Annotated in this window: 10 protein-coding genes; 6 read left to right on the top strand and 4 right to left on the bottom strand. The window is 47.9% G+C overall.

The window, feature by feature from the left end; genetic code table 11:
• Window positions 1-4: 4 nt before the first annotated feature.
• The 3 genes from BN102_RS05710 (at window position 5) to BN102_RS05700 (ending at window position 5,423) form a co-directional block, all read left to right on the top strand.
• Entirely contained in the window at window positions 5-1,936 is a 1,932-nt protein-coding gene (locus BN102_RS05710) for a RagB/SusD family nutrient uptake outer membrane protein (protein WP_019208148.1), read from the top strand.
• A 225-nt stretch (window positions 1,937-2,161) separates the two neighbouring features.
• Window positions 2,162-3,943, top strand: coding sequence for a DUF6057 family protein (locus BN102_RS05705; RefSeq protein ID WP_019208147.1), 1,782 nt, complete (start codon window positions 2,162-2,164; stop codon window positions 3,941-3,943).
• A 1-nt stretch (window position 3,944) separates the two neighbouring features.
• Window positions 3,945-5,423 carry a TolB family protein gene (locus BN102_RS05700; protein WP_019208146.1) on the top strand — a complete coding sequence of 493 codons (1,479 nt, stop codon included), beginning with the start codon at window positions 3,945-3,947 and terminating at the stop codon, window positions 5,421-5,423.
• Window positions 5,424-5,768: 345 nt separating this feature from the next.
• Here the strand turns inward: BN102_RS05700 and BN102_RS05695 are convergent, their stop codons facing one another.
• From BN102_RS05695 to BN102_RS05685, 3 genes are read right to left on the bottom strand one after another with little or no spacing between them, the layout of a single operon-like run.
• Window positions 5,769-6,470, bottom strand: coding sequence for an SIMPL domain-containing protein (locus tag BN102_RS05695; protein WP_019208145.1), 702 nt, complete (start codon window positions 6,468-6,470; stop codon window positions 5,769-5,771).
• 48 nt (window positions 6,471-6,518) lie between these two features.
• Window positions 6,519-7,838, bottom strand: coding sequence for a SpoIID/LytB domain-containing protein (locus BN102_RS05690; protein ID WP_036787482.1), 1,320 nt, complete (start codon window positions 7,836-7,838; stop codon window positions 6,519-6,521).
• 5 nt (window positions 7,839-7,843) lie between these two features.
• Complete coding sequence (locus BN102_RS05685; protein ID WP_019208143.1) at window positions 7,844-10,435, bottom strand: DUF4922 domain-containing protein; 2,592 nt, start codon at window positions 10,433-10,435, stop codon at window positions 7,844-7,846.
• Between the two features lie 168 nt (window positions 10,436-10,603).
• On the opposite strand from BN102_RS05685, the gene BN102_RS05680 reads away from it, so the two are divergent.
• From BN102_RS05680 to ung, 3 genes are all read left to right on the top strand, one after another.
• Window positions 10,604-11,140 carry an HD domain-containing protein gene (locus BN102_RS05680; protein WP_019208142.1) on the top strand — a complete coding sequence of 179 codons (537 nt, stop codon included), beginning with the start codon at window positions 10,604-10,606 and terminating at the stop codon, window positions 11,138-11,140.
• Between the two features lie 93 nt (window positions 11,141-11,233).
• Window positions 11,234-13,954, top strand: a complete 2,721-nt coding sequence (locus BN102_RS05675) for a putative LPS assembly protein LptD (RefSeq protein WP_019208141.1) — start codon at window positions 11,234-11,236, stop codon at window positions 13,952-13,954.
• 12 nt (window positions 13,955-13,966) lie between these two features.
• Window positions 13,967-14,629: a uracil-DNA glycosylase gene (ung, locus tag BN102_RS05670; protein WP_019208140.1), complete on the top strand. Its 663-nt coding sequence runs from the start codon at window positions 13,967-13,969 to the stop codon at window positions 14,627-14,629.
• A 7-nt stretch (window positions 14,630-14,636) separates the two neighbouring features.
• Here the strand turns inward: ung and BN102_RS05665 are convergent, their stop codons facing one another.
• A complete protein-coding gene (locus tag BN102_RS05665) occupies window positions 14,637-15,428 on the bottom strand; it encodes a class I SAM-dependent methyltransferase (RefSeq protein WP_019208139.1) in 792 nt (263 codons plus the stop codon).
• Between the last annotated feature and the right edge of the window lie 469 nt (window positions 15,429-15,897).

The following is a 15,897-nucleotide window of genomic DNA, read 5'->3' as shown; positions in this document are numbered from 1 at the left end:
GTATATGGAAAAGACATTTAAATATTTAGGTTTATCGGTAGCAGTCGGGCTGGGTATATCCCTCTCCGCATGCTCCGACTTTATGGATCTGACTCCTAATGATCAGTACATACGCGAGGTGGTATTTACCGATGCCGGTTTGGTTGAAACCGTTGTGAACGATATCTATGGATACGTGCCTCACTATTCCGATGAGTGCAACCTTTCGGGAGCGACCGATGACGCTTATTTTACGCACGATTACGGCATGAAAGCCATGTCGGAAGCTACTACTTCCGGCAGTTACTTGGGATGGTATGACAACGACGTCGATCCTATCGACTGGAGCAATACTTATAAAGGTATTTATCGTGCTAATTTGGTATTGAATAATATAGATAACGTACCGGCTGACGGTAATTACGATCTGACCCGCATGAAAGGGGAGGCATATTTCCTTCGTGGCTATCTGTATCATGAACTTTTAAGAGGTTATGGCGGCGTACCTATCGTAACCGAAGAATATGATCTGGCATCTGCTCAGGCTGCCGCTGCGGAAAAACGTTTTACGCGCGCCAACGTCAGCGAAGTGCTGAATCATATTTTGAAAGATTTGAACGAGGCCGAGAAATTTTTACCCGATCTGCAAAGCGGTTCGCATACCGGACGCGCTACAAAGTGGGCGGCCGAAGCCCTGAAAGCGCGTATCCTTTTGCACGTGGCGAGTCCGCTTTATGCCGACCGTACCATCAACACGCTGGCATGCAATCAGTATAACGGCGACCGGAAAGCTTTGTACGAACAAGCCGTTGCTGCGGCAAAGAATGTAATCAACAGCGGCTATTTCTCTTTGATTCAATGTGCTGCGTTGACCGCAGAAGAAACAGGTGAAAATTGGCATCAGATCATGCTGACTGACAATCAAGAGCATATTTTCTACAAGCAGTTCATCAATAAAGTAGGCGGCAATCTCTATAACCGTAACCGAATTGGTCTGGTGCACGGACCGAACGGTTATCATGCGTGGGGCGGTACTACTCCAACGCACGACCTCGCCAATTCATTCGAAATGGAAGACGGTACGCTCTATCCTTACTTGCAGAAGGTAGGCGATAAGGTGGAATCGAATCCGTATACGGGACGCGAACCCCGTTTTTACGGTACTATCGGTTACGACGGAGCAGTTTGGGGACGTCAACGCCCCACCGATGTACGGGGACTTGATCCTACTCCTTTAGGACAATTGCAAATGGGCTATTATGCAGTGCCGGGCGGCACGGAATGCAGCGTTACTTTCAATGAAAAGACTTCCAGTCCGGTCGTCAGTTATTCGTACACGGGCATATACGGTTGCGATACCCGTAAATCGTCTATCGAAGATTGGAACGGTTCGTTCACCGGTTATTTGGAAAAGAAGTTGATCGACTGCACCTTGGCTGCTTCCGAAGAGACGTTCCAGACCAGTCAGTTGCCTTTCATCCGTTTGGCGGAGATGTATCTGATCGTAGCCGAAGCCGCAACGGAATTGGGCAACCTGGATGAAGCTGTCGAGTATATGGATGCGCTTCGCTCGCGTATCGGAATGCCCTCCACTTCGCAGACATTGAAAAAACGGGACTTAAGTCTCGATCAGGAGAATATGCGTCAGTTTGTTCGCCAACAGCGTCGCTCCGAGTTGGCTTATGAGGAATCCCGTTTCTTCGATATTACCCGCTGGATGATCGGCGACCAAACCGGAAACAAGAAGCTGATGGGTATTTACGTGCAGGCTACTCCGAAAGTCGGCGCTACGCCTTCATTGCCTTATGTGCATGATGAAACCAAATACGATTATAAATACGAAGTCATTGACTTGAGTTATCGGGAGAATCGGGCATGGGATAACAAACGTTATTTCGGACCTATTTACCGGGACGAAGTGAATCGGCTGGGTATTGAACAAAATCCGGGTAATTGATGCACAACGGATAAAGTGAAAGAGGAGAGGCCGTCTGCAAATCGCATGGAGATGGCCTCTTTCCTTACGTCGAAAAAGTTGTTCGATGTCGAACGATTGGCGTATGACCTTCGGTTTGTATACCTTTTTATGCTAATTTTCTCTCTCGTTGCCGCATTTCTATGAAAAATTTGTAACTTGCACCCCGTTATAAATGGTTTTGCGGTTTCGTCGCAGCGTGGTAATATGAAGACAATTGAAAAATATAGTCCTGTTTTCGTAGGGGGTGTCGCCTTTCTTTTGCTTTGGCTTTTCTTGCAGGCAAATCAGGAATTTCTGTTTTATTACCGCGAACAGCAACAACTATTCATGAAGGATGTCGATTTTATTCGTGACAGGTATACGACGTTGGGCGGACTTTCGCTGTGCCTTGCTCAATTCCTCGTACAGTTTTTCAGTATTCGACTGTTGGGGGCTGTGGTCACGGCCGGAATAGGTGTGTTGTCTGCCATGCTTTTGTGGTTTTCTCTTCGTAAGTTGAACGCTTCGGTCTATTTGTTTCCGCTTTGTTTCGTGCCGTGGTTGTTTCAGGTAAAAGGATTACTCGATTACTACTACCATTACGAAGGGGTGCTCGCTTTCTTTCTCTCCATGCTTTTCTTCTGGATTTATACCGCTTCATCTTCTACAATGCGCCCGCTTTTTCGTATTGGTTGGGGATGTTTGTTTACCGTTTGTCTGTACCTTTTCGCCGGTTCGATCGCCTTACTCTTCGCTGTCATGCTTTTGCTTTACGATGTCTTGACGAAGTCACCGGGAGGGTATTGGCAGCTGTTCTCCGTTTTATCGGTAGCGGTACTCGGGATGATTTTCGTACATGTAGGGCGCCTCGTGTCCTATCGTTTTGCTTACACGAACGATTTTAATTACGAACCTATTCTCGTACCTCTACAGTCGACAAATGGCTCCTGGTTTGCTGCCGTCGGTTGTATGCTGCTGTTCTTTCTCGCTCGATACGTTTCGATAAAGACGCCTGCCGCCCGTATGGTGTGTACGGTCGTTTTATCCTTGGGTGTGGGTTGGGGGTACGGTCGCTATGCTGCTATGGACGCGGGAGATAAGACTTATGCGATGGTCGAACTTCAGCATTATGTGACGACGGAGCAGTGGAATGCACTCTTGCGGTCGAAGAAGATTCGCAATAATAATTATCTGATCATGAACTATGTGAATTTAGCCTTATCGCAGGAAGGGAAATTGTTGACTCGTTTGCTCGATCTCCAGCCGAGAGACCCGCAGACGTTGTTGGTCGGCGGAGAAAAGACCGAATTGGTCACTGAATTAACCGTGTTGCTGAGCGATATTTATTACCGGATGGGGATTATCGCCTCTGCGCAAGATAAGGCTTTCGACTCTTCCATCGGTGTCCGCTACGGCAGTCCGGCCATGCTGAAGTTGCTTGTGAAGACGAATCTGATTTACGGAGCCTATCCGGTTGCCGAGAAATACATCTCCGTATTGGAAAGGACGTGGGGATATGGAAAATGGGCCACGAGCATGCGTCGTTTCCTCTATGACGACGAGGCGGTGGAACAGGATCCCGAACTGGGAATGAAACGAAGAGATTTGCCGGCGACGGACGCCTTTTCCCTACAGGATGGGGTGTATGCCGATTTGGTGCATATCCTCGAGACGAATCCGAAGGATATGGCCGCGAGAGACTATGCGGTAGCTCATCTGCTCTTGTCGAGAGACCGGGAAAGCGCGAATCGGTTTGTAGAGCGGTTCTACGGAACGGATGCATTGAAGAGCGTTCCGCAGATTCTTCAGGAAGCGATGATCGTCTTTAATGAAAATGACATGGATTTTTGCAGGAAACACGGTGTGACGGAAGAAACCTTGACGAGGTACGACGAGTTTAAACGGCAATTCATCGCTTTTCAACGGACGAAAAGAAATCCGGCGGCATTGAAGGCCGGCTTCGGGAAGACTTATTGGTATTATTTCTTATTTAATCCGGTACGGTAATATGAAACGACTTATCTTTTATCTATGCGGTATCGTTTGTCTGACATTGCCCCCTGCTTGCAGCAATGAGATACATATCTCGAGGAATCTGGACGAGGAAGTCTCCATCTTCCCCGATTACAAGGAGGTAACCATTCCCGTGAACATTGCGCCGCTCGATTTCTCGGTTTTGAATGCGGGCGGTTCCGAGACGGCGCTGCGGATCGAAGGAGGGCCGACGCGTATCGTCGTGAAAGGCGACGACGATTGTTTCGTCATTCCCCAAAGGAAATGGAAGAAGTTGTTGGAGCAGCGGCAGGGCGATTCGATTCGGTTGACGGTTTGTAAAAAAATCGAGGGAGCCTGGTGTGCTTTCAAGCCTTTTACGATGAGGGTGGCGGCGGATAAAGCGGATAAGTATGTCGCTTACCGGCTGATTCCGCCCGGATATGGCCTGTGGAATAAGATGGGAATTTACCAGCGGGATGTGGAAACATACCGTCAAAGTCCGATTTACGAGAACAAGCTGACCGATTTCAACTGCGTGAATTGCCATGCTTTCCGGATGCAGCATCCCGATCGGATGGTGTTCCACATGCGCTCCAAGTACGGCGGAACGGTTCATATCGATCGGGGCAAGATCGAAAAGCTCAACACCAAGACGGAACGGACGATCTCTTCCTTGGTATATCCTTATTGGCATCCTGAGGGCGATTACATCGCCTTTTCGACGAATAAGACCGCTCAGTCGTTCTTTTCGAATCACATCAACCGTATCGAGGTGTTCGATTCGGCTTCGGATGTGGTGGTCTATGACGTGAGGACGCATCAGATCATTTCTTCTCCGCTGTTGATGGATAAGGATGCCTTCGAGACATTCCCCACCTTTTCGCCCGACGGAAAAAGTCTTTATTTTTGCAGGGCCCGCGCCGTAGCTCCGATGCCGAACCGTTACAAGGAGGTGCACTACAATCTTTGTCGGATCGATTTCGATGCTGCTTCCGGAACGTTCGGCACGAAGATCGATACGGTTTATCATGCGGCATGCGATTCGATGAGCGTCTCCTTCCCACGTATTTCGCCGGACGGGAAGTATCTGGCTTTCACCCGTCATCATTTCGGGAATTTTTCGATCTGGCACAAGGAGGCTGATTTATATATGATCGATTTGACCAACGGCCGGGCTTACCCGTTGGACGAGGCCAACAGCGAGGATGTGGACAGTTATCATTCCTGGAGCCGTAACGGCCGTTGGCTGGTTTTCAGCAGCCGTCGGGTAGACGGACTTTACACCCGTCTTTTCTTCACGTATATCGATGCGGACGGCAAGGCGCACAAACCTTTCATGCTGCCGCAAAAGAATCCGAAGAAATATTACAACGACCTCCTGTTCTCCTACAACATCCCGGAATTTGTCACGGACAAAGTGAAGATCGACCGGCATGCCGTCGCAAAGGAAATGCGAGAAGCGAAAGGAATCGACGTGACGTATAAAGAGTAGGGACATTTCCCTCCCGCCGAGCGGCTTGCTAAGGCCTAAAACGGATTTTATCTCCCGCCGAGCGGCTTGCTAAGGCCTAAAACGGATTTTATCTCCCGCCGAGCGGCTCGCTAAGGCCTAAAACAGATTTTATCTCCCGCCGAGCGGCTCGCTAAGGCCTAAAACGGATTTTATCTCCCGCCGAGCGGCTCGCTAAGGCCTAAAACAGATTTTATCTCCCGCCGAGTGGCTCGGCAGCGTCTAAAACGGATTTTATCTCCCGCCGAGTGGCTCGCTAAGGCCTAAAACGGATTTTAGCTCCCGCTGAGCGGATCGGCAGGGGCTAAACTGTTATTCGTTCCCGACTTAATTCTCCAACGAGTAATCGATGGTGGTAACTACGCGGATATGCTTGATGTGGGGCGTATAAGGGTCGCGGTCTTCGATACTGAACTGACCTTGCGTAGCCTGTTTGATCTTTCCCAATTTGCTGCCGGAATCTTTGGCGAATTTCTCCGCTGCTTGTCGAGCATTTTTGGTAGCCTCTTCGATCATGGAAGGTTTCACGGTATTCAGTTCTGTGAATTCGTAGGTAATGCCTTGTTCCCAGTCGCCGGCCACGATGGCGATGCCTTGTTTCAGCAGTTCTCCCTGTTCGGTGATCAAGCTGCGTATCAGGTCTACTTTCGCCGAGGTGACGGTGATGATTTCCGTCAGGTTATACCGGTATTGGACGATGCTGTTATCGTATCGGTCGGCTTGTTTGTCGACGATGCTCGGCGCTCCGATACTGATTTCTTTTTCGTCGATACCTTTCCTTTTGAGGAATTGTACGATGGTCGCATTCGTCTCGCGAATTTTGTTATACAAAACGGTGAGGTCGTTTCCTACTTCTTTGTAAACCAAGGGCCATACCACTTTGTTGGCCGGCACATCCATCTCGGCGAGTCCTTTTACTTCGACTGCGCGGTCTTTGTCTGAGAATGAATGGAGTCCCGACTTGATAAAAAGTCCCATCAGCAACAGGCCTGCTGCTATTATGGCAGCTTCGATTTTCCAACTTTTCATAACAAGCGAATTAAATGATTGATTTTATAGGTGACAAATATAAGGGTATTATTCATATAAACATTTTATTTCCGCCTTTTTATAATAGTGCGATAAGATGCGGTCGAACGTGCAGCCCTGTTCGCCCATCATCGCTGCGCCGATCTGGCATAAGCCGACGCCGTGTCCCCATCCCGCGCCGATCAGCAGGAATCCTTCCGGTATTCCGTCTGTAATTTGTTCTTTCTCGACTACGAAGGCCGAACTGAACAGGTGAGTGGGGGAGAGGATCCGGCGGATTTCCAATTCTTTGCCTACGACGAGCGTTTTCTTCTCTCCGACGATCTTCAGTTTCCACAGTCTTCCCGATTTGCCTCGTGCCGTCGGGATCAGATCGAGGATTGCACCGAAGTCAATCCCCGATTTATCTTTTATCAGTGTCGAGAGTTCGGCTTGAGCATATCGGATTTTCCACCGATAGAAATCGTTCGTTTCCTGATCGTAGTTATTGAGTACCTGACTCAATACTTTCCGGTCGTTCGTATGGCAGAACGCTTCGGGTGAGGATCGGATCCACCGTTCTGCCTCTCTTTCCTCGGTCAGATCGGGGAGGCGACACTGTTCTTTCCCGTCGTAGACGGCCGAGAGGTAGGGATACGAGCGGTCTTCCCAGGCGCAGGAAAACTCTTCCGTGATACCTCCGCAACATTTGCTGAAGCGGGCGTCGCAGATTTCGTTTCCGCTCACGAGGACCATTCCTCGAGTAGCGCGGACCGCTTCGACGACATTAGGATTGGAAGCCTTGGTCATGCCTTGGTAGCGTTGGCAATGGTCGTCGGCGCAGACGTCGTAGTGCATGTGGTCTTCCCGGTCGTACCACCGAATGTGCGTTTCGTCCGTCTGTCGGAGGGAAAGTGCTTTCAGCTCCTGTTTTTCCGTTTTGTTCTTCTTTTCGATCTGTGCGATGAGCCAGCTGCGCGAGATGATGGCATGCGCTTTCAGGAACTCTACGGAGGAGGTTGCGTTCATTTCGGAAGAGATGACGCTGGTCAGGTAGGTTTCTACGGGCAAGGTATTGACGGCGACGATTCGATCTCCTTCGATGATCAGCTTTAAACTTCCTCCGAACAGTTGAGTTTCTTTCCGCTCCCAATGGAAATGTACGCCGATGGTCACGTCCTCGATGGAGAAAGTGGCCTGTTCGTCTTTCGGAACGAACAGCAGCTCTTCGTATTTTTTCCCTTTCCACAGCATCCGGTCTTCCTCGAGCGATACGCTTTGTTTGCCCGTCGCCTCCCGGTCTTTTCCGTGACAGGCATACGGCCCGTTCAGTTGAAAATGAATCTCGGGGGCCGAGAGGATACCGACGTTTACAGGCAGTTCTTGCATCTTGTTCAATTTAGCAGTTCGTTATCCGTATTCCTCCAATATTTGTAGCTGTCTAATAAATCCGCGTCCTCTTCTTCTTCGTCGTCCTTCTTCTCGTAATCTTGATCGTCTGCTTCGTAGCGTCGGATCACCTCTTCCGTCTCTTGTTCCGACAAACCGCATTCGTGGAAGATCTGCAGGATCTGCTTTTCATCGATCTTATCGAAATCTTCTTTTCGGGCAGCGACGAGGATGCCGGCCATGTCCAAAGCGCCCGGACTGATCAACAGTTGTTTGTCGCCTTTTGCATTATAACAGTCCGGACGGTGTTTGTTTCGGGGAATAATGATGATGGTCAGCATCTCTACCGTTCGCCATGCTATCATATTGAATCGGGGTTCTGCTTCGCCTGCGTGTTTCGGCAGGTTGTGCAATAGCTTTTGTATCATGGAGAGGGATCTGATGTCGATATTTGTTTCCAAACTGAACAGGGGGCAGAGATAATGGTTTACCTTGTAGAGGTTCGCTTCCAAATAATCGGTGTCTCTTTCCTCGAATTTGAATTTTTCTTCCATTCTGTCTATTGGAACCTTCTCGCAGAGCTTGCTGTTATAGAACGTTATCAGCGGTATGTATTTGAGAGGTGCGGCCTGATAATGCAGATGATCGGGGGCGGAGGCACCGCAAAGTGCGCCGTTGTAAAAGATGGCGTACGAATGCGGGATCATCATGAATTGCTTTATGAACGCTTCGATAGGTTCGGTGACCATCTGCGGTTCGTGTTCGGTAAAGGGGATGGTCAGGTGGTTGGGAAGAACGGGATAAGGGTTCACGAGGATGTCGTAATCCTCAAAACTGTCGAATGTCTTCTGTTCGTGCGGTCGGTTCTCTTTGCAAAGGAAGCAGGGACGTTTACAAATGCTTTCCTTGTCGATCTTAGCGCCGGTCGAAATCATTCTGGCCGGGTTGAACTGTATGGATATTTCGACGTCGTTTATGTTCATGACATCGGTCAGTACCTCTTTTTTCAATGCCGCATGATTTGTGCCTGCCAAAGTCCAGTTTTTCAATTGTCGATCAATGAATTTTTGCAGTTTATTTTCGAGTTTCTCCTGATCGATCAATCCGTATTCGTCGCTTGCGATCAGTGTTTTCCGGCGTACGACGGCTTTTCTGATGAACAGTTCTCGGGTGCGAATGTTGTCTTTAAACGTATTGTTTGCATTGATTTGCTCGATGCTGAGTACGGCATCGGAATTCCCTTCCCATCGGCGGCACAGGTAAATGGGGGCATAGATTCGTCCGATGGGGTAACTGCGCGAAATCGCCAGACAGACGGCATAATCTTCTCCGTAACTGACATTGGGGAATCCTATTTTTCTGAGAAGAGGCGTGTAGAATGCGCGCGGCGCCCCGAAACCGTTTATGCGAAGAGCGTTGTTGTGCCCGTTCTGATCCGTCCATTCTCTATGGGCGATTATTCCGGGAGGCAACGTATTCAAATCGAAGTCCGTCATCCGGTAAGAGCCGATCACCATTCCGTAATGTCCTTTCTGAAATTTATCGATGATCCGTTGTAAGGTCGAAGGGCCGCTGTAAAGGTCGTCGCTGTCCAATTGAACGGCGAAGCGTCCGCAGGAAGGATGGTTGACGGCGAGATCCCAACAACCTCCGATGCCTAAGTCCGTTCTTTCCGGCTGCAGATGAATCACCGTCGGGTTATCTTTATATCGTTCTATGACAGCTGTGGTTCCGTCGTCGGAATGATTGTCGACGACGAGGATATTATACTTGAATTTAGTCTTTTGATTCAGGGCGGAACGGATAGCGTCTTCAATGGTACGGACGCGGTTCCGAACCGGGATGACGACAGAGGCCGTATAGTCGAAATCGGCTTTCGACACGTCTATCTTTTGCTTGACGGGCAAGAGATGTGCCCCGAAATCTTCCAAATAGGAAGTAAAGGCTTCTTCCATCTCTTGTTGGGCTTCCCGATTCCGCGGATCCACATAGTCGAATTGCTTTTCGCCGGACTCGCGTAAGCCTTTCTCGGTTTCTGTATACAGGTATTCGTCGATATGGATGATACGGGCGTTTATGCTTAAGAAAAGTCTGACCATGTAGAGCCCTGCGTAATTGAAGGTATCGCCGATTTCAAAGCAGGTATAACTGGCAGCTTTGAATTGGATCGTGTTGAACATTAGCAAAGAACCGAAATCGAAGTCATCCCGCACGCTTCCCGCTTGATAGTCGATAACTGGATGCTTTTGTTTTTTACCGTCTTTCCATTCATAAAAGTTGGAATAGGCTAACCCGGCCATAGGGTCTTCCAGGAACTGAATCATGCGTTCCAATGCCTTATAGGATAGCTCGAAAGGAGTTGACTTCAAACGCAGCAACAGGTGGGAGGATTGGGCTGCATAGCTGATGGTCTGTATGGCATCGCTGCTTGTCAGGCGGTCGATTTTCAACCAATAGCAGCGGGGCGGGAGTTTTGTGACGGGTTCTGCCCCGCGGTACATCAGGTGGATGTTTTTCACCAATGGGCATGCTTGTAATAAACTTATCGAGTTTATTGCGGTTCGAGCATCGTTGAAAGGAATAAAACAGTCTATCATGATTCGATTTCAACATTTTAATTTCAGGTAAAGATAAATATAGTCCACGGATTTGCCAAACAAGGATCGGTGAAAGTTTAACAATATTCGTAAAAATGGGAAATAATCAGTTACTCCTATCGGCATTCATGATAATTTCCGTAATATTGCAGACAAATAGCGAAATAGATGAATGCGTTGGCAATAATTGATAAATATTACCCGAAAGATGATGAGTTGAAACATATTCTGTTGACTCACAGCCGGTCGGTGACCGATAAAGCGTTGAGTATCTCCGAGAAGCATCCCGAACTACATCTCGATGCCGTATTTATCGAGGAGGCGGCCATGTTGCACGATATAGGCATCTTTCTTTGCGATGCCGACGGCATTTTCTGTGTCGGCACTTATCCGTATATTTGTCACGGTTATCTCGGTGCGGAGCTGCTTCGCAAAGAGGGTTATCCTCGGCATGCTTGGGTTTGCGAGCGGCATACCGGTACCGGCATTTCCGTCCGACAGATCATCGAGCGGCACTTGCCTCTTCCTCACCGAGACATGTTGCCTGTCTCGTTGGAGGAACAAGTGATATGCTTTGCCGATAAATTTTTTTCGAAAACGAAATTGGACAAGGAAAAGACGGTAGAAGAAGCGATCGAAAGCCTTGCCAAGTTCGGAGAGGAGGGAATCGCCCGTTTTAAAAAATGGTGCGAATGTTTCTTGTAAGTCGATAAAATAAATTAAATCTGAGGCCGATTCTTTATAATTGACGGAATATGCTTAATTTTGTCGATCAAACGAAGTGTAAACTGTTTGCGAATGGCGTCATTCAAATTAAATAGATATACCCCGTATTTATTCCTTGTCTTATTGCTGATGTGTTCTCTTAGCGCGGAGGCTCAACGAAGTCGAAGGCGTAGGACGGGAGAGGCCGCCGACGCTGTGCGGATGGATTCCCTTCGGACGGATTCGTTGGCGACGGATACGATTAAGAAAGATAAGACGCCTCTTGAAGCTCCCGTGGATTACGAAGCCTCCGACTCCATCGTGTTCGAAAACGGATTGGCCCATCTATTCGGGCAGGGCAAGGTGAAGTATCAGCGGATAGAACTTACCTCCGATATTATCACGATGAATGTAGACAGCAGTTCGGTTTATGCCTGCGGGGTGAAGGACAGTACGGGAGTGGAAGCGGGAACTCCGGTGTTTAAAGACGGCGACGACCAGTATGAATCGAAAATCATGCGGTATAACTTCAAGTCGAAAAAGGGTTTTATCAACGATATTACCACGCAACAAGGCGAGGGATACATTACGAGCGAGGCTACCAAGAAAGGATCGAACGACGAACTCTTCATGAGCCATGGTAGATATACCACTTGCGAGAATCACGATCACCCGCATTTCTATTTGAGACTGTCCATGGCAAAAGTCCGACCGAAGAAAAATGCGGTGTTCGGACCGGCTCAGCTTGTGGTCGAAGACGTGCCCTTGCCCATCGCCGTTCCTTTCGGCTTCTTCCCTTTCAATAGCAGTTATTCTTCGGGTTTTATCATGCCTTCTTATGGCGATGAGACGAATCGGGGCTTTTATTTGAAAGATGGAGGATATTACTTCGCTATTAACGATCGGGTCGACCTGAAACTGTTGGGCGAAATCTTTACCAAAGGCTCGTGGGGATTGACGACGCAATCTAATTATAATAAACGCTACAGGTATTCGGGGTCGTTCAATGCCAGTTATTTGGTGACGAAGACCGGAGAAAAGAACCTTCCCGATTATCAGGTGACGAAAGATTTCAAACTCTCCTGGGCTCATCGGCAAGACAGCAAAGCGAATCCGAACAGTACGTTCTCGGCCAACGTAAATTTCTCGACAAGCAGCTATGATCGTCGTAGCCTGAGCAGTTTGTATAATCCTTCCATGTATTCGAACAATACGAAGGCGTCTTCCGTGAACTATTCCAGAACGATCCCCAGTCTCGGATTGAATTTCTCGGGTACGTTCAATATCACCCAAAATACGAGAGATTCATCGTTGAGTGTGACTTTGCCCGACTTGAATATCACGTTGAATCGCATCTATCCGTTCAAACGAAAGAAAGCCGCCGGCGAGGAACGTTGGTACGAGAAGATTTCCTTGCAATATACCGGCCAGTTGACGAACAGTATCAATACGAAGGACAACCTGATCTTCAAGCAGGGATTGAAGGATTGGAAAAACGGCATGCAGCACAAAATTCCTATCAGCGCTACGTTCACCCTTTTCAAATATATCAATTTCGTGCCTACTTTTAATTATACGGAACGGTGGTATACTCGGAAGGTGGAACAGCATTACGATCCCCTGGCTTCCAACCATACAAAACGCGATACGATCAACGGTTTCAGCCGCGTATATAATTATAATATGAATGTGTCGGTAAATACCAAGCTGTACGGGTTCTTCAAACCGTGGAAGATGTTCGGCGATAAGGTGCAAATGATCCGGCACGTGTTCACTCCGTCCGTCAGCTTCAGTTATGCACCTGATTTCGGTGCGGAACGGTACGGTTATTGGAAGACCTATCAGTATACCGATCCGGATGGAGAAGTACATACGGTGGAATATTCTCCTTTCGCCGGACAGACATTTTCTCCTCCCGGTAAAGGAAAACAGGGGGCGATAACGTTTACCGTCGATAATAATGTGGAAATGAAGATCAAATCGGACAAAGATACTACGGGTATCAAGAAGGTGAGCCTGATCGATCAGCTCTCGGCGAATATCTCGTACAATACGGCGGCGACCGTACGCCCTTGGAGCGATTTGAGCACCAATATCCGCCTGAAATTGTCGAAAAGTTACACCTTTACGATGAACGCTTCTTTTGCCACGTATGCTTATCAATTCGATAAGAATGGTAATGTGGTGGTAGGTGACCGTACGGAATGGTCGTACGGTCGATTCGGCCGTTTCCAGGGATATAGCGGTTCGTTCTCCTATACTTTCAATAACGATACGTGGAAAAATTGGTTCGGGAAAGAGAAAGATAAGAAAAAAGAAGAGAAGAACGAGCAAGAGAACACAGACCGAGAAGACGAGAACCGAAACGAAAACGAAGAGGATAAAAAAAACGCTACCAGGAAACAGGAAGATGCGAAATTGGATCCGGACGGGTATTTGGCCTTCAAGATGCCGTGGTCGTTGAGTTTGAGCTACAGTTACAGCATTCGGGAAGATCGATCGAAGAAGATCAATATTAAGAGCATGCGTTATCCCTATGCGATCACTCACTCGGTCAATGCTTCGGGAAATTTGAAATTGGGGAGCCGTTGGAATATCAACTTCTCTTCGGGATACGATTTCAATGAAAAGACGATCTCGATGAGTACGGTCAATATTTCCCGCGACCTGCATTGCTTCAGTATGAGTTGCGGCTTGGTGTTCGGGCAGTTCACCTCGTACAACTTCAGTATCCGAGCGAATGCGAGCATGTTGACCGACGCTTTGAAATGGGATCAGCGGAGTAATACGGGCTCATCGATTACATGGTATTAAAATGTTGACAATATGAATGTGCAAATCGAATCTACGTGGCGACAGGTCTTGTCGCCGGAATTTGAGAAGCCGTATTTTCTGCGACTGACAGAATTCGTCCGTGGGGAATATCGTGCTACGACTTGTTACCCTCCGGGAAAGTTGATATTCAACGCTTTTAATCTTTGCCCTTTCGATCAGGTAAAGGTGGTGCTTATCGGGCAAGATCCCTATCATGAGCCCGGACAGGCGGTCGGTCTGTGCTTCTCTGTCAATGACGGTATCCCGTATCCGCCTTCGTTGCAGAATATCTTCAAAGAAATACAGGCCGATTTGGGGGAGGCCGTTCTCTCTACCGGAAACTTGACCCATTGGGCAAAACAGGGCGTTTTATTGTTGAATGCCACGTTGACAGTTCGTGCTCATCGGGCAGGCTCGCATCAGGGGAAAGGATGGGAAGAGTTCACCGATGCAGCCATCCGTGCATTGGCAGAACAACGCGAACATTTGGTTTTCATCCTTTGGGGGGCTTACGCTCAAAAGAAAGGAGCCTTTATCGACCGTAACAGGCACCTGGTGCTTACCTCTGCGCACCCATCTCCCTTGTCTGCTTCTCACGGATTCTTCGGCAATAAACATTTCAGCCGGACGAACGACTACTTGACGGCTCACGGGGAAACGCCGATAGCGTGGTGAGCGATCCTCACTTTATGCCGTAGATCAGGCCTACGCCGGAGAGTATTCCCGGAATCTTCATCCAGCGGGGAAGAGGCATTCTTTTCTCACTGTATGCGAGATAATGGATCTTTGTGATACCTTCTCTTTTCAATGTTTCTACAAATGCGGGAAAATCTCCGTAGATGGATTTCTGCCCGAAGAGATCCAGCAAGGAGAACGATCCACCTTTTTTCAATACTCGTAAAGTTTCACGTATTAAAGAGTATTTGTCCGGATTGTTCCGTACCTCGTGGTATACGAAATTGCTGACTACCGCATCGAAGGTCTCGTCTTCAAAAGCGAGGTGGTTGGCATCTCCTTTCGAAAAGAAACACCGTTCGTCCACTCCTTCGACCTTGGCATTCGACTCGCACAGTGCTTGTCCGTAATTCCATATCGCCCCCCAATAATCTATACCATAGCATTTGGCATCCTTGAATTTCTTTGCGCAACGAATGGTGAGCGCCGCCGAACCGCAACCTACTTCGAGCAATTTCCCCTTGCCGTCCCAATTCAGGTGATCTACGAGAAACTGATGAATGACGCCCATCATTCCCCCTCCCTCGAAGGAGAAAGCTCTTCGAAGGAGATACAGGTATGCGGTAAGGAATAGGATACATGCGGTTGGTACGGAGACGAGTGCAATCCATAACCATCCACGGGTCAGGACGATCAAGCAGAGGAGTACTATCAGAAAGAGTAAGAGGCAATTGCATACCAAAATCATCAGGTTGGTGGAGATCCAGTTTCCGTAGCGGGCTTTTGCTTTATTTTTCATAAGATTGAATTTTAATTTTCGCAAAAGTAAGGAGTCCTCGCCGATCTTTCAAATTCGTCTCATCGCAAAAAATAGGTATATGAAGGGATTATCTTTACAATACTTTCAATTTCAGTATCTCTCTGGTATATAATATCATGAAATAAAGAAAGCGCATGTCAATGTCGTGCGTAAGTTTTTTATAAATTCACTGAATTCTTGAAGAATAAGGAATGGCATTAACTGCTGTATTCTTTTCTTCTATAACAGTTTTTATTCGCCCTATGTACAAACTTGTTATGCCCTGATTATTGACATAAACACATTTTTTCCGTTTTGGGTCGGTATGCAAACTGATTGACACTGCAGCAGGATTTGGATGCCGGTGTGAGTTTTAAAGCTCGTAGAGGAAATTAATAAAATATAGAGAACAAGTTGCTGACAACTAATGTTGTTGGAAGTTGTTTTTTGTCTTCATTTATCTATACAT

Origin of the sequence: Phocaeicola abscessus CCUG 55929 (assembly GCF_000312445.1) — a bacterium.
In the GTDB taxonomy this organism is placed as follows: domain Bacteria; phylum Bacteroidota; class Bacteroidia; order Bacteroidales; family Bacteroidaceae; genus Phocaeicola; species Phocaeicola abscessus.
This window is presented reverse-complemented; position numbering and strand designations above follow the sequence as displayed.